23 protein-coding genes are annotated in these 21730 nt (G+C 72.0%); 1 reads left to right on the top strand and 22 read right to left on the bottom strand.

The genetic code is table 11. The features are described 5' to 3' along the window. Positions 1 to 21: 21 nt before the first annotated feature. Together ACZ7C5_RS02985 and ACZ7C5_RS02980 are read right to left on the bottom strand one after the other, a co-directional pair. Positions 22 to 1107 (bottom strand): AcrVA2 family anti-CRISPR protein, encoded by a 1086-nt coding sequence (locus ACZ7C5_RS02985; RefSeq protein ID WP_470321815.1) that lies wholly within the window; start codon positions 1105 to 1107, stop codon positions 22 to 24. A 176-nt stretch (positions 1108 to 1283) separates the two neighbouring features. Continuing rightward, positions 1284 to 1910, bottom strand: coding sequence for a helix-turn-helix domain-containing protein (locus ACZ7C5_RS02980; RefSeq protein WP_470321814.1), 627 nt, complete (start codon positions 1908 to 1910; stop codon positions 1284 to 1286). Between the two features lie 644 nt (positions 1911 to 2554). Here ACZ7C5_RS02980 and ACZ7C5_RS02975 point away from each other — a divergent pair. Next, positions 2555 to 2746, top strand: coding sequence for a hypothetical protein (locus tag ACZ7C5_RS02975; RefSeq protein ID WP_470321813.1), 192 nt, complete (start codon positions 2555 to 2557; stop codon positions 2744 to 2746). A 142-nt stretch (positions 2747 to 2888) separates the two neighbouring features. Here ACZ7C5_RS02975 and ACZ7C5_RS02970 read toward each other — a convergent pair whose 3' ends face one another. The 20 genes from ACZ7C5_RS02970 to ACZ7C5_RS02875 form a co-directional block, all read right to left on the bottom strand. Then, a complete protein-coding gene (locus tag ACZ7C5_RS02970; RefSeq protein WP_470321812.1) occupies positions 2889 to 3284 on the bottom strand; it encodes a hypothetical protein in 396 nt (131 codons plus the stop codon). A 178-nt stretch (positions 3285 to 3462) separates the two neighbouring features. Next, a complete protein-coding gene (folE, locus tag ACZ7C5_RS02965) occupies positions 3463 to 4056 on the bottom strand; it encodes a GTP cyclohydrolase I (RefSeq protein ID WP_470321811.1) in 594 nt (197 codons plus the stop codon). Continuing rightward, positions 4053 to 4787, bottom strand: coding sequence for a 7-carboxy-7-deazaguanine synthase QueE (locus ACZ7C5_RS02960; RefSeq protein WP_470321810.1), 735 nt, complete (start codon positions 4785 to 4787; stop codon positions 4053 to 4055). The genes folE and ACZ7C5_RS02960 overlap by 4 nt, the downstream gene beginning before the upstream one ends. Beyond that, on the bottom strand, positions 4784 to 5260 hold the full coding sequence (locus ACZ7C5_RS02955; protein WP_470321809.1) for a 6-pyruvoyl trahydropterin synthase family protein: 477 nt from the start codon (positions 5258 to 5260) through the stop codon (positions 4784 to 4786). Before ACZ7C5_RS02955 ends, ACZ7C5_RS02960 begins: the two co-directional genes overlap by 4 nt. Further along, a complete protein-coding gene (locus ACZ7C5_RS02950) occupies positions 5257 to 5616 on the bottom strand; it encodes a hypothetical protein (RefSeq protein WP_470321808.1) in 360 nt (119 codons plus the stop codon). Before ACZ7C5_RS02950 ends, ACZ7C5_RS02955 begins: the two co-directional genes overlap by 4 nt. Further along, positions 5613 to 6551: a hypothetical protein gene (locus ACZ7C5_RS02945; protein WP_470321807.1), complete on the bottom strand. Its 939-nt coding sequence runs from the start codon at positions 6549 to 6551 to the stop codon at positions 5613 to 5615. The genes ACZ7C5_RS02950 and ACZ7C5_RS02945 overlap by 4 nt, the downstream gene beginning before the upstream one ends. Beyond that, positions 6548 to 7447: a hypothetical protein gene (locus ACZ7C5_RS02940; protein WP_470321806.1), complete on the bottom strand. Its 900-nt coding sequence runs from the start codon at positions 7445 to 7447 to the stop codon at positions 6548 to 6550. Before ACZ7C5_RS02940 ends, ACZ7C5_RS02945 begins: the two co-directional genes overlap by 4 nt. Further along, positions 7444 to 8289, bottom strand: a complete 846-nt coding sequence (locus tag ACZ7C5_RS02935) for a ParB N-terminal domain-containing protein (protein ID WP_470321805.1) — start codon at positions 8287 to 8289, stop codon at positions 7444 to 7446. Before ACZ7C5_RS02935 ends, ACZ7C5_RS02940 begins: the two co-directional genes overlap by 4 nt. Positions 8290 to 8358: 69 nt before the next feature. Next, the gene (locus ACZ7C5_RS02930; protein WP_470321804.1) at positions 8359 to 8589 is read right to left on the bottom strand and encodes a hypothetical protein; all 231 of its coding nucleotides are present in this window, start codon (positions 8587 to 8589) and stop codon (positions 8359 to 8361) included. 146 nt (positions 8590 to 8735) lie between these two features. Further along, positions 8736 to 9842, bottom strand: a complete 1107-nt coding sequence (locus ACZ7C5_RS02925) for a hypothetical protein (RefSeq protein WP_470321803.1) — start codon at positions 9840 to 9842, stop codon at positions 8736 to 8738. 246 nt (positions 9843 to 10088) lie between these two features. Then, positions 10089 to 11240, bottom strand: coding sequence for a recombinase RecT (locus ACZ7C5_RS02920; protein ID WP_470321802.1), 1152 nt, complete (start codon positions 11238 to 11240; stop codon positions 10089 to 10091). A 376-nt stretch (positions 11241 to 11616) separates the two neighbouring features. Then, the gene (locus ACZ7C5_RS02915) at positions 11617 to 11925 is read right to left on the bottom strand and encodes a hypothetical protein (protein ID WP_470321801.1); all 309 of its coding nucleotides are present in this window, start codon (positions 11923 to 11925) and stop codon (positions 11617 to 11619) included. A gap of 130 nt (positions 11926 to 12055) precedes the next feature. After that, the gene (locus tag ACZ7C5_RS02910) at positions 12056 to 12298 is read right to left on the bottom strand and encodes a hypothetical protein (RefSeq protein WP_224273288.1); all 243 of its coding nucleotides are present in this window, start codon (positions 12296 to 12298) and stop codon (positions 12056 to 12058) included. Positions 12299 to 12326: 28 nt separating this feature from the next. Beyond that, the gene (locus ACZ7C5_RS02905; RefSeq protein ID WP_470321800.1) at positions 12327 to 12545 is read right to left on the bottom strand and encodes a hypothetical protein; all 219 of its coding nucleotides are present in this window, start codon (positions 12543 to 12545) and stop codon (positions 12327 to 12329) included. Positions 12546 to 12561: 16 nt separating this feature from the next. Then, positions 12562 to 12732 carry a hypothetical protein gene (locus tag ACZ7C5_RS02900; protein ID WP_470321799.1) on the bottom strand — a complete coding sequence of 57 codons (171 nt, stop codon included), beginning with the start codon at positions 12730 to 12732 and terminating at the stop codon, positions 12562 to 12564. Further along, complete coding sequence (locus ACZ7C5_RS02895; protein ID WP_470321798.1) at positions 12729 to 13382, bottom strand: hypothetical protein; 654 nt, start codon at positions 13380 to 13382, stop codon at positions 12729 to 12731. Before ACZ7C5_RS02895 ends, ACZ7C5_RS02900 begins: the two co-directional genes overlap by 4 nt. A gap of 18 nt (positions 13383 to 13400) precedes the next feature. Then, the gene (locus tag ACZ7C5_RS02890; protein WP_470321797.1) at positions 13401 to 16841 is read right to left on the bottom strand and encodes a phage tail protein; all 3441 of its coding nucleotides are present in this window, start codon (positions 16839 to 16841) and stop codon (positions 13401 to 13403) included. 13 nt (positions 16842 to 16854) lie between these two features. Next, entirely contained in the window at positions 16855 to 17679 is an 825-nt protein-coding gene (locus ACZ7C5_RS02885) for a hypothetical protein (protein ID WP_470321796.1), read from the bottom strand. Further along, on the bottom strand, positions 17679 to 21470 hold the full coding sequence (locus ACZ7C5_RS02880; protein WP_470321795.1) for a hypothetical protein: 3792 nt from the start codon (positions 21468 to 21470) through the stop codon (positions 17679 to 17681). Before ACZ7C5_RS02880 ends, ACZ7C5_RS02885 begins: the two co-directional genes overlap by 1 nt. Next, the gene (locus tag ACZ7C5_RS02875) at positions 21463 to 21726 is read right to left on the bottom strand and encodes a hypothetical protein (RefSeq protein ID WP_470321794.1); all 264 of its coding nucleotides are present in this window, start codon (positions 21724 to 21726) and stop codon (positions 21463 to 21465) included. The genes ACZ7C5_RS02880 and ACZ7C5_RS02875 overlap by 8 nt, the downstream gene beginning before the upstream one ends. Positions 21727 to 21730 lie beyond the last annotated feature (4 nt).

The raw sequence follows: 21730 nt of genomic DNA, 5'->3' as shown, positions 1-21730 counted from the left end.
CGCCAGAAGCGGACAACACCCTTACCTCACAGGCCGGATGATGCCTTCAGGGGCTTCCCCATCCGCGTTCAGCAGGTCCTCCGAAACCCAGTACGGCTCGATCAACCGCGAATCGGAGAGCGTCTTGCCCGGCCCGTACCAAATGGTCCTCATGTGCCCGGCCCGCTGATGGGTGTACTGCCTCCAGCCGCCCGCCGCACCCTTGCCGCCGCCCTTGGGAGCGCTGCGCCTCGCCTCCTCAGCTCGTACCCTGGCCTCCTTGAGGCGCGGGCCGAGCCGCCAGCCGAGGCGCAGGAAGCTGTCCGGCTTGCTCCATCGCCGTTGCTTGCCGGGTTTGGCACTCTTGCCTCGCGGCACCGGCCGAACGAGGTCCGCCTTCGAGGAGCACAGATAGACGGCGACCTGCAACGCCCGGGTCGCCAGCGCCCGCTCTGCCGTGGTCGGTTCCGTCCGACCGGCCTTGCGCGCCAGCCTCACGGCCATCTCCTCGACGGTGAACCTCTCACCTGCCCGGGCGGGGATCGACAGGTGGCAGTACTCCAGCACAGGTGTCGTCCCGCCGGCTGGTGGAGGCAGCGGGGTACCGTCCTCGGCCAGCGGCTCGCAGATCATGGTTACGGCGACCTCGTCCATGCGGTGGTCGCTGGTGAGGCACAGCAGCTTGTCCGGGTTGACGCGCCCACAGAAGAGGATCGCCAGCAGCCGCCCCGGCCCTGTCCCGCCGACGCTGACCTGCATCGCGGGCGGCTCGGCGAAGACGACCATGATGTTCGGGATTCGTCCGAGGTTGCGGAAGAGTTCACCCGGCAGTATGCCGAGCCGGTACGTCGCCAGTTCAGAAGCCATGTCGGGGTGGATCGCCGCGACACTCTTGCCCTTCGCCCACAGTCGCCACAGCGCGGCCAGGGTGGCCGACTGCCGCACCTCGTACAGGTTCAGCACGTCCTGCGGGATGCCGCTCAGCACGATGCCCCCGTTGATCGCGTAGTCCGGCAGCTGGCCGAGGCCAGCGCTGTTCAGCACGCGGTTGGCCGCCGCAAGCTCTGCGACGACCCGCTCGGCCACCACGGCCGTCGCGCGGCCGAGCTCAACGTCCTTGCTCGCCATGTGGGCTCCCCTGTCCACTTTGGGCCCCTTCGACCCAACTGCGCCCACACTCGCCAAGGGTTCCAGAGCAGACAACATCCTTATTGGGCAGAGGAGTTGATAGGTTTCGACCCGTTCGGACACCTGGGCCACCCCGGCCGGATCCGGCCGGTCCGCCGGGCCTGCGGACTGCCGCCTCAGCCCTCCGGGCCGTCCACCAGCTCCGCGTCGACCACCGTGGCGTCCTCCTCCAGCTCCGCCGCGAAGTCCTCCCGGATCTTGGCCAGCCGGGCCGCCAGCCGCTCGACCCCGGCCCCCTGGTCCGCCGAGGCCGCCGGCAGCTCGCCGCCCGCCGGCGCCAGCTCGATCCGAGCCTGCGCCGCCCGGCCGAACGTCTCCGGTGCCAGGCACGCGAGCAGGAACTGGGCGGCCCGCCAGTCCGGTTGGGCGAAGTCGCGCTCGGTCTGCACGACCCGCTCGCCCGTCTCCGGGTCACGCACCGTCCGGGTACGCTCGCGCACCACGTGGCCGCCGCTCGCCGCCTTCCGCACGAGCAGCACCAGCTGGGCCTTGCCCTCGCTGCGCGCGCGCGTGAACCTGTCGCGGAACTCGCAGAACGACTGCTCCCCGGCCCGGGCCCGCAGGCCGGCCTCCCGCCGCTGCTGCTCCCGCTCCCCGCGCTCCAGCCACCGGTACACGGTGCTGGGATGAATGCCGGCCATCGGTGCCGCGTCGCTGACCGGCACACCCGCCCGAACGGCGTCGAGCAGCCGCTTCTCCACCTCCGGGTCGAGAGCGGGACGGCGACCGCGGCGACTACTCACAGGCCCGACCGTACGTCGAACGACACACCAAAGGCTCTCCCACGGTGACAGCAGCCCTCCGAGGCACGCCTCCACAGCCCTTTCGCCGGCTGCAAGAAAGTCCCCCCGTAGCAACTAAACAATCAGAATTTGAAACCGCCACATCGTCAAAGGTCGAGGCCAGGGCCATCTCGACCCACAAGGCTCGAAGACGTGAAATCTTTCCCGAAAAACGAAAGAAAGCTTCGAAGTGATCCCGGAAATCAGCCGGGGCAATTCACTCGATTTCTGCGCGATCGGGAATTCTCTCACTAGTACTACTAGCGCACTATCGCGCCTCAAGGGCGTCCTGACATGCCAAAATGGAGGTTGTTTATGTGAGGGTGCAGCATGCGGCCAGGAGCTCCCGAGCGTGCAAGCTTGCACGGTCTGGAGTGACCAGAAGGCCCGACTCGTTTCGGTGGCAAGTTTCGCGCCAAGCGCCCTCGCGGACGCTGAGCTGGGAAGATTCACAGCGATACGGCGGTAATTTGGCAAGGCCCCTGATGGTCCGTAGGATTCGATGCGCACGGATCGTGCGAACGGAGCGGGCCACCCCATGCCGGGGGTGGCCCGCATTTCCCGTCGTGCTGCATGGAATTAGCAGAAAGGGAACGATGCCCATCATGACACAGTTCAAAGGCTCCCCGGCGTCTTCGGCGGCGGACCGGCCGGTGACCTGGCGGGACCTCGCGGTCTGCGGCCACGGCGCCCTGACCACTGCGAGCCTGCACAACCAGGTTGGGTGGCCGATGGCCACCGCAGCGCTCGTCGGGCTCACCGGCCCGGTGCTGTGGTCGCTGCTCCGACAGCGGTAGCAGGCCCACGGCCGGACGCCGGCCATCGCCGGCCTGCACGACGGCCACCGGCTCACGCGAGTCGGTGGCCGTCAACGGTCACGCCTGGGCAGGCATCCTAGGAACGTTCCTAGGGTGCCTGCCCAGGCGCTGGCGTGTTGGGCTACTCCCAGCCGAGGCTGTAGGCGATCTCGTCGTACGCCGTGCCGGTCGCGCCGGTGAGTTCGGCGGGCAGGACGACCGCCCGGATGGTGAGCCCGGAGGCCTCGTCGACGAGGTCGCCGAACTCGGGGATGCCGATCGTGGTCTGGCGGGGGCCGTCCTCGACCTCCCAGACCGTCACCGTGGTCGCGTCTGCGGGCAGATCCGCGAGGCGGCCGTACAGGCTGGCCACCGTCATGGCATGCCCGTCGTCAAGGCCGACCTGGGGCAGGGCGATCACCGGCACGCGGCGTCCGGACTCGTCGCGCACCGTCGCCTTCACCGGCCAGCCGATCGGGGTACGGCCGGGGCCGCCCTGCCCGGGGCAGTCCGCGACGACCAGCAGCTCGTCGGGCATAACCCCCAGGAATCCGCGAAGGTCACCGACCCGCAGCGCGGTAATGGGAAGGTCCAGAGGCAGCCTGAGCAGCATCGTCGTCGTCTCCTTGGTGTGGGCGGCCGGGGTTCGCGGTCCCGGCCTGGCCCATCCATCCTCCCGCGCGAACGGGCCTCTTGGGCACAACTCCCTTGCCACGTCAGGCCGGTGGCGGAACGAGCGCGAGCACTTCGGCGCGACGGGCCAGGTCGGCATGGAGCGCCCCGGTCAGGTGGCTGGTGACCATCGTGGCCCCGTGCGCGCGGGCCCCGCGGATCGTCATGCAGGCGTGCTGGGAGCGGATCAGGCAGGCCGCGCCCTGGATGTCGAGGTGCGCGCCGAGGGCGTCCACAACCTGCTGGCCCAGCCGTTCCTGAACCTGCGGGCGGGCCGCGACCTCCTGAACGAGGCGGGCGAGCTTGGACAGGCCTACGATGCGGGCACCGGGGGCCGGCAGGTAGGCGACGGTGGCCCGGCCGGTGAACGGCAGCATGTGGTGCTCACACAGTGCGTCGAAGGGCACGTCGACGGCAGAGATCAGCCCTGCCCTTTCTCCCTCCGGAGGGAAGGTGACGGCGAGGTGGCGGGCCGGGTCCAGGCGCACGCCGGCGGTCAGCTCGGCGAGGGCCTTGGCCATGCGGCGCGGGGTGGCCGCGGTGGATTCGGTGTCGCACGGGATGCCGAGGGCGGCCAGGAGACCGGCGGCGTGCTCGGCCGCGCCGTCCAGGTCGACGGTGTTTGCGGGGGTGGTCATCGGTTGCGTTCTCCAGGCCACAGCAGCACGTGCTGCCGCATCGTCAGGTTCCAGGTGCGCGCGATCACGTCGTCGGCCAGGGACCGGGCGACGTCGAGGGTGCGTTCGGCGGTGGTCCCTTCGGGCATCACCCAGGTCGCGTGCGGGGGGATGTGGAAGCGGTCGACCAGGGCCGCGATCTCCTCGAGGTCGTCCGGGCCGGCGGCGACGAACTTGAAGCGGGCGCGGCCCCGGTGGGCGAGGCCGGCGAAGACCTCCAGCACGTCCGGCTTGATCCGCCGCTCCTGCGGCAAGCCGGAGTTCGTCAGCTTGGGGCTGACGTTGAAGGCGATCCGCGGCACGCCGAGGCTGACGGGCTTCGGCTCCAGGGTGCCGTTCGTCTCGATCTCGACGCGGCGGGTGGTGTACCGCAGGACGGCCATCAGCGAGCGCCAGGCGTCGGTGCGCTGGTGCAGCAGCGGTTCGCCGCCGGTGATGACGATGATCGCGTGCGGGTGTCCGGCGGCCCACTCGGCGAGCTCGACGACGGGGACGCGGCGGATCTCCGTGCGCAGGTCGTACCGCTTGCCGTCCCAGGTGTACGGGGTGTCGCACCAGTCGCAGCTGAGGTTGCAGCCGCCCAGGCGCAGGAACAGGGCCCGCTGCCCCGCCGTCGGTCCTTCTCCCTGGATGGTGGGCCCGAACGTCTCGGCGACCGGCAGTCCGGCGTCCGGCACGACGAGGGCGCTCACGGGGCCTCCGCCGTCCAGGACGCGGCGTTGACGGCGGTCTCGGACACACCGACGTGGGAGACGTACGCCCCTGCGGCCCGGGGCAGGGTGTGCAGGGCCTCCGTGGCGACGCGGCCCAGCAGTTCGGCGACGGCCTCCACGCTCGGCCAGCCGAGGCCGGCGGCGTGCTGCTCCTGCTCGGTCGGGTCGTCGGCGTTGAAGCGGAACAGCTTGCTGCGCCCGGCGAGGACCGGGACGAGCGGGTCGCTGGCCCCGAGCATGGTGCCGTGGTCGAGGAAGGTGTCGATCCACTCCCGCAGGGCCCGCTTGAACGCGCCGAACTCCACGACGACGGTGCCGGCCGCGAGCACCGGGGCGGTCACGGTGACCTCGACCACCCAGGAGTGCCCGTGCAGGTTCTCGCACTTCCCGGCGAGGTGCGGCAGCCGGTGGGCGGTCTCGAAGTTGTGGCGGACGGTGACGGTGTGGCTCACTGCTTCTCCCCCGTGTCGCCCAGGTGCACGACCGCGCCGGCTTCGCCGTCCTCGGACACCGCGACCATCGTCACCCGCAGGCCGACGCTGCTGACGTGGTCGGCGAGGGTGCGCGCCAGGGTCTCGCACGAGGCGGGCCCGCACTCCCGGGTGCCCGGCCCCCACCAGCCGCGGATCAGGTCGCCGAGGTCGTGGAACTCGATGTCGCGGTCGTCGTGGGCGACGGCGACGGCGACCGTGATGTGGAACTGATGGCGGTGCCGGGCCCGCAGGTAGGAACGGTGATCGGGCGCGGCGGGCCAGTGGTGGAATCCGGGCAGCTGGACCTTGGCCCAGACGGTGGCAGGTGGCTTCACAAGGATCGTGTCTCCGGTTCGGTGAGGGGCGGGTAGGACGGCTGGCCGAGCAGCTCGTCGCGGGTGGTGCGGGCGAGGCTCCACACAGTGGTGGTGGCGGAGACGGTCTGCGCGCACATCAGGCAGCACGGGGTTCGGCCGCGGGTGGGGTGCGCCGGCTGGTCGAGGTCGTACGCGAAACCGGGGCCGAGTTCGCCGACTCGTCGCAGCAGCGCGGTGTCGATGCGGACCTTGGGCCAGCGCAGCGGTCCGATCCACGTGGAGGAGTCGCAGGAGTCCGGCGGGACGGCCAGGCACCATTCGTTGACGGTGAGGCCGAGGACGTGCACCCACAGGTCGGGGTACTCGCGGTGGCGTTCCCACAGGGTGTGCAGCAGGCGCAGGCGCACCGGGGCCGGCGCCTGGACGACGTTGCCGAAGCAGATCCGGTCGTACTGCTGGGCGAGCTCGTCGAAGTAGTCCCAGCCGTCCACCAGCGGGTGGTAGACCGGGATCGGCGCGAGGCCTTCGTCTTCGAGGCGGCCGCGGGTGCGGATCTTGTTGTCCCGGCCGCCCTGGTCCAGCTCGATGTAGCCCCACAGCCGGTCGCCGTGGCGCTGCACCAGCTCGACGAACCGGGAGTACAGGTCATCGAACCCGTCGATCTCCTCCGGGGCCAGGCTCAGGACCTCGTCCATGGAGATGCCGGGGTGGGCCCGCTTGTACTGGTTGGTCAGCCAGAAGATGCCGCTGTCCAGCAAGACGCGGTGGCCGGCGTCCAGCAGCTTGACCAATCTCCGTTCGTGGCCAGCGGTCAGTAGATCGTTGGTGGCGAGCAGCACGTGGTGCGGGTAGTGCTCGGAGTCGCCGGCGGCGAAGTACAGGTGCCGGTCGGCCGGGTCGAAGGCGCCGCCGCCGGTGCGCTTCACCGTGACAGGCTGGTCAATCAGGTTCATCGCTGCGCCCCTTCCAGCGCGGCGCCGCTGGGATCGCCGGTCAGCTCCTGGACGCGGTGGGCGGCATGCCTCCAGCAGGTGCCCAGCGCCGTCGCGGCGTCCGCGCACACCCGGGCAGCGGCCTGGTAGGACGCGCTGTCGCCCGGGGCGTAGCGGAAGCCGGCGGGCAGGTTGCCGACGCGGCGCAGCATCGCCGTCTCGATCCGCTGGTGGTTCCAGCGCAGCGGCGCCAGCCAGGACGAGGAGTCGCAGGAGTCCGGGGCCAGCGGCAGGCACCACTCGTTGGCGGTCAGGCCGAGCGCGTGAATCCACAGGTGCGGGTACCTCTGGCGGCGCTCCCAGATCGTGTGCAGAAGCCGCAGCCGCACTGGGGCCGACGCCTGGACGATGTTGCCCACGCAGATCCGGTCGTACTGCTCGGCCAGCTCATCGAAGTAGTCCCAGCCGTCCACCAGCGGGTGGTAGACCGGGATCGGCGACAGGCCGAGGTCGTGAAGGGCGTCGCGCTGCGCGCGCTTGTGCAGCAGGCCGCCTTGGTCCAGCTCGATGTAGCCCCACAGCCAGTCCCCGTATGTGCGGGCCAGGTGGATGTACCGCTCGCGCAGTTCCTCGAACCCGTCGATCTGCTCCGGGGGGAGCGCCAAGGCCTCGTCCATGGAGACGCCGTGGGTCCGGCTGTGCCGGTTGGTGAGCCAGAAGATTCCGGAGTCGAGCAGCACCTTGCATCCGGTGTCCAGCAGGTCGCGCAGCCGCCGTTCCTCGGCGTCGCCCATCAGCTCGTTGACGGCCGTCAGCACATGGCGGCCGGCGTTGAACTCCCCTCCGCCTGCGGTGAAGTAGATGGGGCGCTCCGACCGGTCGAAGGTGCCGCCGGCGGTCGGCAGGATGGCCGTCACGACTCGTCCCGGAGCGTGGGCTCCTGGCCGCTGATCCGCTCCCACTTGTCCAGGAGGTGACCGGCCAGGTAGCGCTCGGGCTGCACCATCACCAGGCGCCGGCCTGCGGCCCGGTCCGCGAACGGGGCGAGCGGCGTGGGGTAGGGGAGGAAGAGGCTGCCCTCGATGAGCAGCGGGGCCCACTGCGGCCAGCCGTCGAAGACCTCGGCGACGACCAGGTGGTGGAGGTCGCCGAGCTGCCACACCTGCCCGGTCTCGACCTGGTGCTCGGGCTCTCCGACGGTGACACCCGCGAGGGCGAGGAGGTCGCCGCGGGTGGGCTGCTCGGGCTCGGCGACACCGTCGCCCTCGTCGTCCGGGTCGTCGGCCGGGCCGACCTGGGTGACGTCGGCGAGCATGGCGTCGATCTGGGCGTGGTCGAACCCGGTGGCGGCGAACAGCGCCGGGTCGACCTGTTCCAGGTCGGACAGCATCGCCGCCAGGCCCTCGCCGTCCCAGCCCCCGACGGTGGTCAGGTGGTTGGAGGCGATCAGGTAGGCCTCCGCGTGGGCGTCGTCGCGGGATGCCCATCCCCGCACTACCGGGACGGTCCATGTGCCGTCGTCGGTGACGACCACCCCGCCCGGGGCGGCCTTGCCCGCGTCGCGACGGCGCGCGAGGGTCTCGTAGCGGCCGTGGCCGGCCACCAGCCGGTCGGTGCGTTCGTCCAGCAGGCCGGGCTCGGTGAAGTCGAACTGCTCGACGGAACGGTCCAGCCCGTCGTCGTCGTGCCCTTTCGGGTTTCGGGCGGCGGGCCGGATCTCGTCCAGCGGCATGTAGTCGATGTAGCGGGGGGCTGCCATGAGCGGGGAACCTAGGCCGCCGCCCGGCGTTAGGTCGCGCCGAGCAACTTCCCGCGCTGAGGTGGGGGTTCAGTCCCTGGCCTGGCCAGCGAGAGGCCGGCGCGGGTACCGGGTGTGGATCGGGCCGATCAGGCTGAACGGGTCGCCGAGCTCGGCGACCAGCTGCTCGTAGATCGGTGTGCCAGCCTCCCCGGCGGGCCGCGCTGGTGCCAGGTGCACGGCAGGCTGGAGGGTGGGCGGCCGCTCGGCGAACCAGGGCGAGCGAGGCGCATCGGGCGCGGGGTCGTACGGGCTGGTCACGGTGTTCCTCTCAACATGCCTGCGATGGACGGACGTTAGATCAGCCGACGGACAGTGGGGACGCTGTGCTGGCCTCCTCTCCCCGGCCAGGCGAGCGCGGGGGAGCGCCTGGCCGGGGAGATTGATGCGCGCAGCGTTTGGCGTTCTTACTGGCTTCCGCGCACCGGCGGGGCTCCGCGCTTGGCGGCGCGCACCCGGCGGACCTGGGTGTTGCCGGACGTGCGGGACCGCTTGGTCGGGTAGTCGAGTTCGTGGAGTGCCGGTCGCTCGTTCGGCGGGTTGTCCCAGAACGCTTCGAGCTGTCGCACTCTGCCCTGGTGGTCCGGTTCGGGGTCTTTGAGGCGCCCGGCGGTGCGCACGTACTCCCACTCGCCGTAGGTGTCGGGCGGAACCCCGTCGAGCAGCGCCCGGGCGACGTTCTGCGCTTTCTCTGCGTCGGACTTCGCTGCGCGGTGCCGGTCGTACTCGCCGAGGGCCCATTCGATGTCGGCCTTGTCGGTGACGAGGGTGTACGACTCCGGTGAGCGGCCAGCGGCCTCGGCCTGAAGCATGTTCCAGCAGTCGATGCGGGCTGGGCAGAAGCGCTTGCAGATCACATCGGTGCTCGGCCCGGACCGGTCCCGGGGCAGCGCGGTGCCCAAGTCGAGAGCCGTGGCGATCGCCGTCAACCGGCCGAGCGCCCGACGGGCAGCCCGCTCGTCAAACGGGCGGGTGAACTCCTCGTCGCTGCCGCTCTTGCGCTCGAAGTAGATGATCCTCACCTCGGTCACCACCTCGCCGGCGAGGCGCAGGGCGAGGGCGTACAGCTGCGTCTGGTCCCACTCCGTCTCCGGCGGGCCGTCGCCGCCGACGAGTGCCCACTTCCAGTCCCCGGCGGTCTTGTAGTCGTACAGGACACCGGTGACTGGGTCGTACTCGTCGTAGCGACTCGGCCGGTCCAGGCCCGGCAGGGTGACCGACTGCTCGTACAGCCGCCACGGGTACAGGGCGCGCCGGCGGCGGGACACCGAGTCGTGGATCAGGGTCCCGGCCCGGGCCGCGCGCCGGTCCACAGGGGCCGGGACGTAGCCGGGTGGCGGATTCTCCCGGTACCAGATCGCGCGGCGGCAGGAACTGGTGTCGGAGGCACCGATCGACCACTGGCCCGGCTTCTTGGGGCGGCGGGAACGTCGGCGGCGGCCGGTGCGCTCGGACGCCGCGAGGTCCTCGCCGAGCCGGGCGTGGGCTGCCGCCTGGGCCCGTTCGAGGAGCACGTCCGCTGGGTCGCGGCGATAGCGGGCGCAGTTGGTGAAGGGGTGGCCGCCGGAGCGTTTCTGTCCCCGGTGCGCGTGACGGGGAGCGCCGCAGCGGCACGGGAGCGGGCTGGGCCCGATGAGACGGGCACGGGCAAGCTCGCGGGCTTGCTCGATGAGGGGCTGCATGAGGTGTCCGTGTGGGCAGGCCGCAGGGCCGCGCGGCCGGGGCGCGGCCCTGCGGGTGGAGTGGACAAGGGGGACGGGCTAGCCCTCTCGGGCGTCCTCTCTGCTCCACACGGTGGTGTCGGGGTCGAGCCGGACCAGCAGGCCGCCGGCCTCGACGTGCTCGGCCGCCTCGGGGTGGGACCCCAGCGCGGCCACGACGTAGGGGCGCAGCTCGCCGAGCAGGATAGTGAGCTGAGTCGTGTTCGCCTTGTTGACGCCGATGCCGGTTGCCTTCCGCCACCGGTCGGTGATCTTGGTGACGGTGCTGCCCATAGCGGAGGCGTAGGCGCGCAGTTCCTGGCGCAGCTCGTCTGCGGTGAACGGCTCATCTTCCGGTTTGGTGAGCGGCGCGCCTGTCTCCGTACCGGTCACTGGTGTGCCCTGTTCCGCGCCGCCCTCGGGCGTAGTGGGGGTGGAGGCGGTAACCACAGTCCCGGGGATGACCGTGCCCGCTTGCGACTGCGCGCGGGCCGACCGGCGACGCTGCGCCGAGTCCTCGTGGACCTGGTTGGCCAGGGCGGCGTCGGCCTGCTCCATCTCGGTGTGCTCGTAGATGTTGACGAGTTCGCGGGGGAAGGCCACCCTCCAGGCCTGGGCCTCGACCACCTTGCCGATCATGTGGACGCCCATCGTCGGCCACAACCCGGAGAGCACCTTCTGCCCGGTCCGCTCGCCGCGCACCCACTCGTCCTTCGTCACCGCGAACTCGCTGAACAGCGCGACGGCCTGACTGACCGTCCTGTCCCCGGCGATGCTGTAGTGCTCGATGCGGCACATCGCAGCGGCGGGCAGTCCCGGAGCGAGCCAAACGTCGACCCAGCGGCGGCGGTTGATCCCGTCCTCGCCCAGAGTCCACCACGCGGGGTCATCCTCGGGACCGGTCCAGAACGGGCCGACACGGCGGATGAAACGGCCGCTGCGCTGCCCGATGTGCCGGAAACCATCGATCCCGGTCTGAGCGGTGTAGTACACCTCGTCCTGGCCGAACAGCTTGCGTTTGCGCGGGATGTAGTAGATCTCCCGCCGGAAGGGGTCGAGACCGGTGCTCTTGCAGATGTGGAAGAACGCGACCTGCTCGGCCATCGGGGCGTCCTTGAGGCCGATGGTGGCCATCGCCGCCCGCTGGGCCTTCGTCCAGAACCGCTGCTCTCCGGTGATCTCCAGGACCTGGTCAGGCGACTCGATGGCCATCTCCGCACGGTTGTCCGTCAGCGGGGTGACCTGTTCGGTCGCGGGGGGTGGCTGCTGTTCGGTCGGTGTCACGTCAGGGTGCCTTCCTTGTCTCCGTGGCGGCACCGGGGGTCGCAGGCCCCGGTGTGGCTGCCTGCCTCCACCCTCCCGCCAGCCCTGCCTGCGTGGGAACACCCACCACGTGGCCAAATCAGCTGCGGAGAAGGGAGATTAGGAAGTGTGGCCACCGGGCCCGCGGGTTGCGAATCCGCCCGGGTCCGTGTGCTCCCCTTGATAGGAGACAGCCCCGAAGGGCTTGTTGCCAGAGCACACGGCCGGTCGACCCGGCGGCCACATCATCACTCTAGGGTAGCGCCGGCCGCAGACACAGGGCCGGCTACCAACCGGACCGGCGGTCCGGGGCGGTCGCACGCTCCAGCGCCCCGGCGCCGGCGTGCTGCCACAGGCCGTCGTAGAACGATTTGGAGGCCACGATCGTGAGGGCGACGGTGGTCAGGGCGGTCTGCGCGTGGGCGATGTCCCCGCGGGCGAGGACGGTGACGATGCCGACGATGCCGGAGGCCACGGCCCCGACGACGGCGCGGACCGGCTTGGTCCAGTGCGGCTGCTGGACGAGCGCGGTCGCCCAGGGGGTGACGGCGCCGAGCAGCAGGCCCCACGCCTCGGTGTCGTTCAGGATGTTCACGGTCGTCTCCTGGTGCTGGTGATGGGCGGGCTTGGCGCTCAGAGCGGCCAGGTCGCGGCGAACGTGATGCCGGCGGTGGCCAGGTAGCCGGCGGTGAACCGGTATCGGGCCAGGAGGCCGGTGCGCGGGGCTACTCGCGCGGCGGCCGTTCGTCCCTTGACAGCGCGGCGGGCAGCCCCGCGAGGGTCAGGCCCGTGATGATCACGCTCGGGTCGGCCGGTGGCGTCCACGCCTCCCGCACGATCACCGCTGCTCCGAGCAGGAACAGGACCAGGTCCCGGATCGACTTCCACCCGGTGATCTCGCTCCATCTGGTCCTCCGTCGGTGTCGTCGGCCAGCGGGAGGCTGCTGGTCGTCCGGGTCCCGTTCCACAGCGGGGGACGGTAGGACGCGGCGGTGTCTACGGTCGCGTCGAGGTGCCGCGCAGTTCGGCGATGGTGGATTCGAGCTCGGCGATCCGCCGTTCCAGGTCGGCTTCCCGCGCGGCGCGTACGGCGATCTCCTCGCGGGCGAGGGCGAGTTCCGCCTGCGCGTGCCCCCAGGCCTCGGCCGTCTGGGTGCGCAGCCGGGCGATGTACTGCTCGGCGTCCACGGTGATGGGCTGGGCGGTGTGCTCCATGGTGGCGGGGCTCCGTTCACTTCGTCGGGTTGGTGGTGTCGCCGGTGTTCGGCCGGGTGCGGGCGGCCGCGTTGCGCAGGTGCTGGACGCCGCTTCGGAGCAGGGCGGCTTCGGGAGGGGTGAGCCGGCGGCGGTCGGCGGTGCTGAGCAGGCGGTCGAGCTGTTCGGGGGTGGGGCCGTCGGTCATGCCGCGTCCTGGTCGTTGTGCTGCGCTTCGTCGCGTCGGGGCACCGCGGCGTCCCACACCGGTGTGGTGAAGCTGTCCGGGCTGACGCGGTTCGCCTCGTTCTCGGTGGGCGGTTGGGGCAGGGCGAGTTGCCGTCGGGTCTGCTCCACGATCTCTGTCTTCGCGGCCACTCCCTCCGGAGAAATGCCGTGGTGGCGCCGGATGATGTCGAGCGGGTCCGGTGCGGGCTTCGCGGCTGCCGCGCGGCGCGTTCCTGTGGCAGGTCCGGTCGTGACGGCGACCCGGGTCCGCTTGGTGTGGGCGATCCGTTCGAGGTGGGCCTGGCGGGCGGTGGCCCGGTCGGGCGCGGTGTGCAGGGTGACGGGCGCCGGCTCCTCGACGGCGAGGCTCGTCGCGGCGGCCGGATCGGTGTGGCGGTGTTCGAGGGGGTCCGCGATCCACGGCTCGTGGAGCAGCATGTCGAGGATCATGTCGATGCCGTCCTGGGTGGCGTGGTCGATGTCGTACTCGGCAGCCCGCCACTCCAATGCGGAGGCCGGGAAGACCGTGATGTGGTGGTCTCCGTCCGGCCGTTGCTGGCGCACGGCCCAGCATTGCGTCGCACCGACATTGATCCGGGCCGCGTCGAGTACCCGGTACTGCTCGGGCATGGTTGTTCCCCGTTCGTGTCAGATGCGGTAGCACCAGAAGCCGACGGAGCCGTCGGTGCTGGCGGAGGCGAGGGTGGTGGTGAAGCCGGTGAGGGAAGAGGCGGTGACCTGCCAGGCCCGCACGGCCTGCCAGTCCCGCAGGGTGACGATCGGCACCATCTCGGACTGCATCGTCGGCCCGTAGGAGATCGACATGGACGTCCAGTTGCGCATCCCCACCGTGCCGGTGAACAGACCGCGGTCCGGCTCGGCGTACCAGTAGTTCAGGAAACTTCCCTTGTACTGGAGGGTGTTGGCGTCGATCCACAGCTCAGTGGTGCCGCCTTGCTCGTTGTTCCGGCCGATCTGGACGCCCGAATCCGTGGCGATCACGTAGCCCTTGAAGGAGTCCTCGGCCATGTACGCGAGCGCGGCGCCTTGGCTCGCGTTCATCTGGACGCTGCCGCCCCACGGGCGCTGGGTGTCGGTGCGGATGGTCTCCAGGGCGGAGACGTAGTCGGTCAGGTAGAGGCGGTAGGCCGTCGATTGCCCGTTGTGCTGGAAGGTGCCGCTGTTCAGTCCGATGTACGCCGAGCCGTTGTTCCCGCCGACCGCGTTGATGAATGCGTAGTTGTCGCCGTTGGTGGGGAAGAAGCGGATCTCCGGGAGGCTGCCGCCGGGGTTGATCTCGATGCGCTGCCCGGTCGTTCCGCTGGACAGGCCGCCGACGATCCGCACGTCGCCGGTGGAGGCGGAGACGGAGATGGTCTTCACCCCGTTGGCGTTCCACGCCTCGATGCCGGCGGAGTTGAGTTCGACTCTCGCGCCGGTGTCGGCAGTCTTGATGCGGGCGGACACCGTGACGTCCGCGTTGAGCTGGCCCACGGTCAGCTTGCTCGCGGAGACGGTGCCGATGTTGGCGTCCTGGATGGTCGCCAGGGCGATCTTCGCGCCGACGATCGTGGCGTCGGCGATCTGGACGGCGCCGACGATGTTGGGCGGGAACTCCAGCGCCTCCAGGGTGAACATGTCGACCTCGGTGACGGCCGCCGTGCCGCCGTCGACGTTCAGCAGCAACTGCGGGCGCACGAAACGCACGTTGGGGTGCAGGGTGGTGGGCTTCTGCGGGTCGGGCTGGGCACTCCAGAACGGCCCGGCGGCGGGCCCGAATCCCTTGAGGAAGCCGGTGAGGGTCGCCCAGCCGCCGCCGGCCGTCAGCGGGGCGGTGTTGGCGCACACGGCGAAGGCGAGGTCGACGGCGTTGTTGCCCTGCCGGTTGATCCGGGTGGTGCCGTCGGCCGCGATGCCCATCAGGCCGATCGTGACCGTGCTCGGCGTGCCCGCGGTCTGCCGCAGGCGCACGGACATGCGGTAGAGCACGGCCGGGTCCAGCAGCAGGTTTTCCGACCACTCCAGGCGCACGGTCCGGGTGGCGACGAGCGCACGGCCGCCGGTGGGCGCGTCGGCCCGGGCGGCGGTGGGCCAGGTGGCGTCGGCACTGCCGGACGTCTGCACCCACCGGGGGTCGTCGGTGGCGAAGCCGGTGAAGAAGCTCGTCTGGAGCGAGGCCCGTTCGACGTCGGCCCACTTCCCGGCGGTGAGGATCTTGTCGGCGAGGTCGGAGCCGATCACCATGTCCGGCACTGCCGAGACCTCGGCCGACGGCGCGGACGCGTTCCCGGCCCGGTCGACCGCCACGAGCTTGAGGAAGTAGGTGGTGCCGTAGGCGAGGCCGGTGACGGGGGAGGCGGCGGCGCCGGCCAGCCGGTCAACGACGGTCGCGGCGGTCGGGGTGAACCCTGCGGCGGTCGAGGCGTGCACTTCGACGTGCGCGAAGTCGGCGGGCATCTGCTCGCCCTGCGCGCCGAGGCCGTCCCACGTCGCGCGGATGCCGCCGATCAGGCGGGCGACGGCCGGCTTGGACGGCACCGGTGGCGGGGTGGTGTCGCTGGCGAGGACCGTCTCCTCGGACAGCTGCCAGGTGGAGGAGTTGCCGGAGGCGTCCACGGTGCGCACCCGGGCCTGGACGCGCTGCCCGGCCGGGAGCTGGTCGTAGTGGGCGATGGTGCCGTGGACGGTCTGCTCCGGGGACCACTGCGGGTCCTGCCCTGCGATCCGCAGGCCGGGCAGCAGGTAGGAGACGAGATACGCGCCGGCGTCGTCGTACACGGTGCCGTCGGCGTTCTGCGTCACCGCGGGCCAGGACACCGCGAGTGCGGCGTGCTGCTGTCCGTCCCGGTCCAGGTAGGCCCACGAGCCGAGCAGCACCGCGTCCGGCTTCTTCGGGGCGATGGTGTCGTTGCGGTCGCCGAGCGGCGGCAGCGGGGTACGGGACGCGGTCGCGGAGCCGTTGGTGAGGGCGTCCAGCTGCCGCTGCACCCGGATGCGTTGCTCCACGAACAGGTCGTTGAGTTCCAGGCTGCTGCTGGGCTGGCCGGCGGCGTCGTACGTGGTGGCGATGGTGCGCACCCGCAGCGGCTCCAGCGTGGTCGGGTCGGTGCGCCGCTGGTCGTAGCGGATGTAGTCCCCGGCCCGGTAGTCGATGCCGGGCCGGTACTGGGTGGCGGCCGGGTCGAGTTCGATCGTGAAGCCCTCGGAGGCGGCGCCCATGCCGCCGAGGGTGACGCGGGCGAGTTCGGCGAGGGTGGCGGCGTCGGTGATGCCGCCGCGGCCGTCGAAGGCCTCCCGGCGCCCGTAGCGGGCGGCCGCGGTCGGGTTGACGACTTCGGCGAGGTTGCCGGAGTCGCCGGAGGCCAGCAGGTGGGAGCGCACCGAGCGGCGGGAGCGCTGCCGGGGGCCCTTGAGGACGTCCCGGCCCAGGTACAGCACGATGCCGGGGTGGTCGGTGGCGCACACGGTGTCGGGCACGTAGGCGCGCAGGCGGTAGCCCTCCATCCGCACGTCGGCCCACCCCGCGCCGGTGATCGAGGCGACGGTCTTGAGCAGGTCGCCGCCGGCGTCGTACTGGGCGGTGTACGTGGTGGGCCAGGGGCGTCCGGCGCTGTCGGCGGCGGAGGTGAAGTCCCAGCTGACCTCGGGCAGGGCACCGCGGGCCTGGGCGCGCTGGAGCAGGGTGGCGAGGATCGCGCCGGGGGTGGCGTTGACGAACGGGAAGTGCGCGTCGAGGCCTTGCACGGCCTGACCGGGGGTGTGGCCGACCGGGTAGATCACGGCGCGCTCCAACAGGGCGAGGGCGCCCCGGCAGCCGACCTGGACCGGCCGGGCCTCGCCCGCGTCGTCGGCCGGGTCGTCGCCGTCGTCCTCCAGCAGGTACCGCTCGGGCTGCTCGACGCCGTCGATGACGAGGGAGATCCGCGGGTCGTCCCCGGACAGCAGGCCGGCGCCCGGGGCGTTGCGCGGGTAGGTGAAGGTCAGCGCGCCGGGGCCGTTGTGCTCGGCCTGCGTCTTGAGGTCGGCGGGGTAGGGCAGCAACCCGAGCAGGTTGCCGCTCGGGCTGGAGACGCGCAGGTGGACGGCCACGGTGGTTCTCCGGTCAGGTCAGGTAGGCGCGGCGGCCGGTGACGGCGAGCTGGGTGGTGGGCCCGGTGTTGACGCCGGTCAGGCGCACGCTCGGCGGCTTGCCGGGGCGGCCGGGGGCCAGGCGCAGGAAGGCGGGCCCCGTGTTGGTCAGGCGCCCCGGGTCAGGGACGAAGCCTCCACCGCCGGTCAGCTGCCAGGTGGCGGCGTCCACGGTGAGGCTCTGCCCGGCGCCGATCTGCCCGGTGTAGGTGAAGGAGTCCCCGGCGCCGTCGGTGGTGTCGGTGACGGTCGGGGCGGTGATCGGCCCGGTGAGCAGGTAGGCGAGTTGCTCCATGGGCGCGGTGGCGTCGGCGAACGCGGTGAGCACGAGGTCCTGCGGCACGGGCGTGCCGGGAGCGGTCGCCTGGGTGCTGGTGTCGGCGGACACCCAGTACCCGGCGGGCACGTTGACCTCGAGGCTGATGCGCATGCCACTCTGGCCCAGCGGCGTCGGGGTGAGCGCGGACAGGACCTCGCCCTCGCAGCGGCGGACCTGGCCGGCGGCGGTGTGCCGCTCGAAGGTGAGCAGCCGGTGCGGGCGGGCGACGACGCGCAGCAGGTCTTCCCACGCCGCTTCGACGTCCTGCCAGCCGCCCTTGGTGGGGGCCAGCCACAGGGCGAGGGTGAACTTGCCGGGGCCGTGGTGCTTGGGCCTCCACAGCTCCCCGATGCGGTTGGGGACGGTGGCGTTCGCGCCGACGACGGCCGGGGTGCCGGTCAGCCCGGCCCGGTACTCGACGTCGCGCACCAGGCCGTCGGTGAGGTCGTAGCCGTCCACCAGCCAGCGCTCGCGGGCCATCAGGCGCTCTCCTTGTCGAACAGGCCGAAGCTGGCGAGGGCCCGCAGCCGGTTGTTAACGGTCTCCCCCGGCGTCTCGGGCAGCGGGTTGGTGATGTACTGCACGATCGCGCCGGGCGAGATGACGGTGCCGATGCGCTCGCCCTGGCCGGTGTCGGCGAGCTGCCCGCGGGCGGCGTTGATCGCGCTGACGGCGGCGCCGCCTCCGAGGCCGCGCACGGCCTGCGGCGTGAGGATGCCTTCGCCGGGGCTGAGCCGGGCCAGGGCGCTGTCCTGGCCGGGCGCGTAGCCGGGCACCACTCCCCCGGTGGCGTAGCCGCGTACGAAGGCCAGCACGCCGTCGACGGCCCGGTTGACCATGCCGCGCAGCATGCCGCCCCACGCGTTGTCGGGCATCCAGTTGAACCAGGACCGTACGGGGTTGAGGGCCTTGCCGAGGGCACCGGCGGCCCAGTCACGCAGCTTGTCGAGAGCGCCGTCCACGAGGCCGCCGAGGAAGAAGCCCTGCACGGGTGCGCCGGCGTCGGCGAGGCGCCCGGCGCGGGCGGCGTCGTTGAGGGCGCTGATGCCCCCTTCTCCGCCGAGCTGGCGCACGGCCTGCGGCACGAGCACGCCCTCCCCGGGGGAGAGCATCGCGGGCACGGTGTCGCGCCCGGGCGCGTAGCCGGGCACGACGCCGCCTCGGGCGAACCCGACGGTGAAGCTGGGGAGTTTGCCGAGGCCGAAGGAGTCGGCGATCCAGTTCCAGGCCTTGCGGATACCGCCGTCGTACACGGTGTTGACGAGGAAGCGGATCGGCGGGGCGAAGATCCCCGACAGCTTGCCCCAGGACCAGGCCGCGAAGGACACCATGCCGTCGAGGGCGTAGCGCACGCCGTCGGCGAGCCCGCTGATCGCACCGTTGACGACGCTGCGGAACCACTCGGACTTCTGGTAGGCCGTGACGAACGCCAGCACCAGCGCGGCGGCCGCGGCGACGATCAGCATGATCGGGTTGGCGGACAGCAGGGTCAGCGCCCCGCGCACAGCACCGATCGCGTTGGCGACGAACATCACCCCGCCCGCCACGCCGGCCATCGTCAGCAGCGCCGAGACGAAGGCGCCCATGCCGGGTATCGACAGCAGCACCTGCACGGCGGAGGCGACGGCCTGGATGACGAACAGGAACCCGGACAAGGTGTTGCCGAGGCCGCCGAGTTGGGCGGCGATGCCGACGATCGAGGAGAGCAGCCCGAGCAGCTGGTCCCACAGCTGGCCGTTGCCGAGCGATCCGGCCAGCTGCATGACCGCAGGCAGGACCTCGGTGCGCAGCCGGGCTATGAGCGGCGCGAGTGCCGGGTTGTTGGTGAAGTTGAACCAGGCGACGCCGAGGGCGCCGACCAGCCGCCCGACCTCCTGGAGGACGGGGACGGTGTTGGCGAAGTACCCGGCGAGCTTGGCCTGCGTCTCGCCTTCGCCGGTGAGCGTGCGGAAGGCACTCGCGGCGTTGGCGAGCGAGTTGAGGAGCTGCTGTCCGGCGGGGGCGGCGGCACGCCCGATGTTCAGGACACCGAGGCCGATGTCCCGCAGGATGCCCCACAGCTGCGCGCCGGTGTCCCCGGCGCGCTGGAAGTACGCGCCGAGCTGGCCGCCGTCGCGGCGGGCCTGGATGAACGCGGCGGCCAGGGCGAGACCGCGTTCAGTGGCGCCGGCGAGGCGCTCCAGCAGCGGCGCGGCGGCGACCGTGATGTTGCGCAGGCCGTCGGCCGCGCTCAGGCCGGCGTTCGCCAGCGAGCCGATGACCCGGGTGTTGGTTGAGCCGACCTGCGCCAGGTCCGCCCGCCACGGCCCGGACGTGGCCATCTCCGCGCCGCGCTCGGCGGCCTGGCCGAGCACCTGCCCGGTGTCGCCGATCGCCCGGTTGAAGATCGGCAGCAGGCTCAGCCCGCGGCTGATCGCCGTCTCCAGCGGAGGCAGCAGCGCCTCCTGCGCGGTGTCCCGCAGCCCGCGCAGGGCGGGCTGCACCGTGCCGGAGATGAACCGTGCGAAGCGCTGCCCGGCCGGGGAGAGCGCGTTGAGCGCTTCCTCGGCGGCGTTGGCGGCGCCGGCGGCGGAGGCCAGCGCCTGCGACTGGTCCCGCACCGCGCGGGCCACGTCCCGCTGCGCGTCCGCTACCTGCTCGGCGGAACGTTTCTGCTGGCGCTGCGCCTCACGGACGGACTTGTCGAGGTCGTTGTGCGCGTCCTGGACCTCGCGCACCGCTTCGACGCGGGCGCGGGCGGCCTGCTGCTCGGCCTCCTGGACACCCCGGACGGCGTCCTGTTCGGCCTCCTGGGCGCGGGTCAGCTGCTCCTTGGCGGAGGTGACCTGGTCGCTGCCCTCGACGCCCTGCTGGTTGGCCTTCTTGACGTCCTCGGCGAGCCGCTTGTTGCGGGTGCGGACGTCCTCGAGCTGGTTGACCGCCTCCTGGTAGGAGACCTGGGCTTCGCGCCGGTCCGTCTCCGACGAGAACGGACTGACGTTGACCTGGTTGAGCCGGGAGCGGGCCTGTTCCAGGGAGAGCAGCGCCTTCTGCTCCTCCAGCGGGCCGCGGGCCGCGTCCCGGTTCAGGTCTTCCAGGGTGCGCTGCGCGGCCTGCCGGGCGTCGTTGAGCGCTTGCTGCGCCTGCGCGGCGGCCTGGTGCGCGCGGGTGACCGTGAGCTCCGCCGCCGCCAGCTGCCGGTCGGCGGCGGCGACCTGCGCCGCCGCCCGTTCCTGGACGTCGGCGAGCCGGCGTCGGGACTGCGCGACCTGCTCGGCGCCTCGAAGGGCCTGCTCGTCGCTGTCGCGCTGGGCGGTGCCGAGGCGACGTTGCGCGTCCGCCACCCGGTCGGCGGCGGCCTGCCGGGCCTGCGCGGAGGCCGACGACGCCCCGGCGGACTGCTTGTCGGCCTGGCCGAGTGCCTTGACGGCGGCGCCGATGCCGGAGAACGCGGCCAGCAGGGTGCCCAGGCCCTGCGCGGCGGCGCCCGCCGCCCCGGGAAGGGCACCGAGCAGTCCGACCGCGGGCGCGGCGGCCGCGCCCATCGCGAAGAGCCCGGCGGCGACCTGGGTGAGGGCCTGGCCGAGGGCGAGCGCCCCGGAGGCCATCGCGGGCAGGCGGGCCAGCCCGGCGACGGTGGAGCCGAAGCCCTCGGCGGCCTGGAGAAACCCCCCGGACTCACCGCCGCCGGCCGAGCCGCGGGCGTTGAGCGGGACGTCGACGGGCCGGGACGCGAGCGTGCGAAACGCCGCGAGGCGGGTGGTCGCGGCGGCGGTGTCGACGTCGACCCGCACGCGCACCGACAGGCCGGCCAGCGCCTCCTTGACGCGAGCGCGCAGCCCGGCCGTCTCGACGTCAAGGTCGAGCTTGACGGTGGCCGCCGCCGCCTCGGCGGCGGCCCGCACGCGCTGACGCAGGTTGCCGGTATCGAGACCGACCCCGACCCGCACGTACGCGGTACGGACAGTGGCCGCCCGCACCTTCTCCGCCAGCCCGGAGGTGTCCGGGTCGACGGCGACCTTGATACGGGCGCGAGCGGCCGTCGTGGCCGCCTGGACGCGCTGGCGAAGCCCCGCAAGGTCGACGTCGACCGTGACCTTGATGCGTGCGCGGGTGGCCTGCGCGGCGGCTTCGACGCGCTCGCGCAGCCCGGAGGCGTCCGGGTCCAGGCGGATCTTGGCCCGCAGGTTGCGCACCGCCGCGTCGACGCGGGTCTTCGCGTCCGCCGCGAACCCCGACGATTCGGCGACGACTTCGACGACGAGGCGGCCGGAATCGATCTCCTCAGCCACGGCTGGCCGCCTTCCCGCTGCGGCGCAGCACGGCGACCGCCCGGGCCATGCCCTGACGGTCCCGCTCGTGCCCGCGGCCGGCGCTCAGGTAGGCCGGGCGCGGCAGTTCGACCGGCCTGCGCAGGCGGTGCTCCGCCGCCAGCACCGACACCAGCTCGACCAGCTGCGCCAGCAGCTCCTGCGTCAGCCCCCAGCGGTCCGCGCCGACCTCCGCGCCGTCCCGACGCAGCAGGGCCTCGGCTGGCAGCCCCCGCATCAGG

The organism is Kitasatospora sp. NPDC036993 (assembly GCF_055607525.1).
Note: the sequence above shows the minus strand (reverse complement) of the source record. Positions and strands in the feature narration are given on the sequence as shown.

Bases quoted from the DNA above. Each gene is read 5' to 3' on its own strand.
- ACZ7C5_RS02905 (WP_470321800.1), bottom strand. From the start codon at position 12,545: ATGGAGCACACCGCCCAGCCCATCACCGTGGACGCCGAGCAGTACATC.
- ACZ7C5_RS02985 (WP_470321815.1), bottom strand. From the start codon at position 1,107: ATGGCGAGCAAGGACGTTGAGCTCGGCCGCGCGACGGCCGTGGTGGCC.
- ACZ7C5_RS02970 (WP_470321812.1), bottom strand. From the start codon at position 3,284: ATGCCCGACGAGCTGCTGGTCGTCGCGGACTGCCCCGGGCAGGGCGGC.
- ACZ7C5_RS02945 (WP_470321807.1), bottom strand. From the start codon at position 6,551: ATGAACCTGATTGACCAGCCTGTCACGGTGAAGCGCACCGGCGGCGGC.
- folE (WP_470321811.1), bottom strand. From the start codon at position 4,056: ATGACCACCCCCGCAAACACCGTCGACCTGGACGGCGCGGCCGAGCAC.
- ACZ7C5_RS02875 (WP_470321794.1), bottom strand. From the start codon at position 21,726: ATGCGGGGGCTGCCAGCCGAGGCCCTGCTGCGTCGGGACGGCGCGGAG.
- ACZ7C5_RS02975 (WP_470321813.1), top strand. From the start codon at position 2,555: ATGACACAGTTCAAAGGCTCCCCGGCGTCTTCGGCGGCGGACCGGCCG.
- ACZ7C5_RS02920 (WP_470321802.1), bottom strand. From the start codon at position 11,240: ATGGCCATCGAGTCGCCTGACCAGGTCCTGGAGATCACCGGAGAGCAG.
- ACZ7C5_RS02935 (WP_470321805.1), bottom strand. From the start codon at position 8,289: ATGGCAGCCCCCCGCTACATCGACTACATGCCGCTGGACGAGATCCGG.
- ACZ7C5_RS02900 (WP_470321799.1), bottom strand. From the start codon at position 12,732: ATGACCGACGGCCCCACCCCCGAACAGCTCGACCGCCTGCTCAGCACC.
- ACZ7C5_RS02885 (WP_470321796.1), bottom strand. From the start codon at position 17,679: ATGGCCCGCGAGCGCTGGCTGGTGGACGGCTACGACCTCACCGACGGC.
- ACZ7C5_RS02895 (WP_470321798.1), bottom strand. From the start codon at position 13,382: ATGCCCGAGCAGTACCGGGTACTCGACGCGGCCCGGATCAATGTCGGT.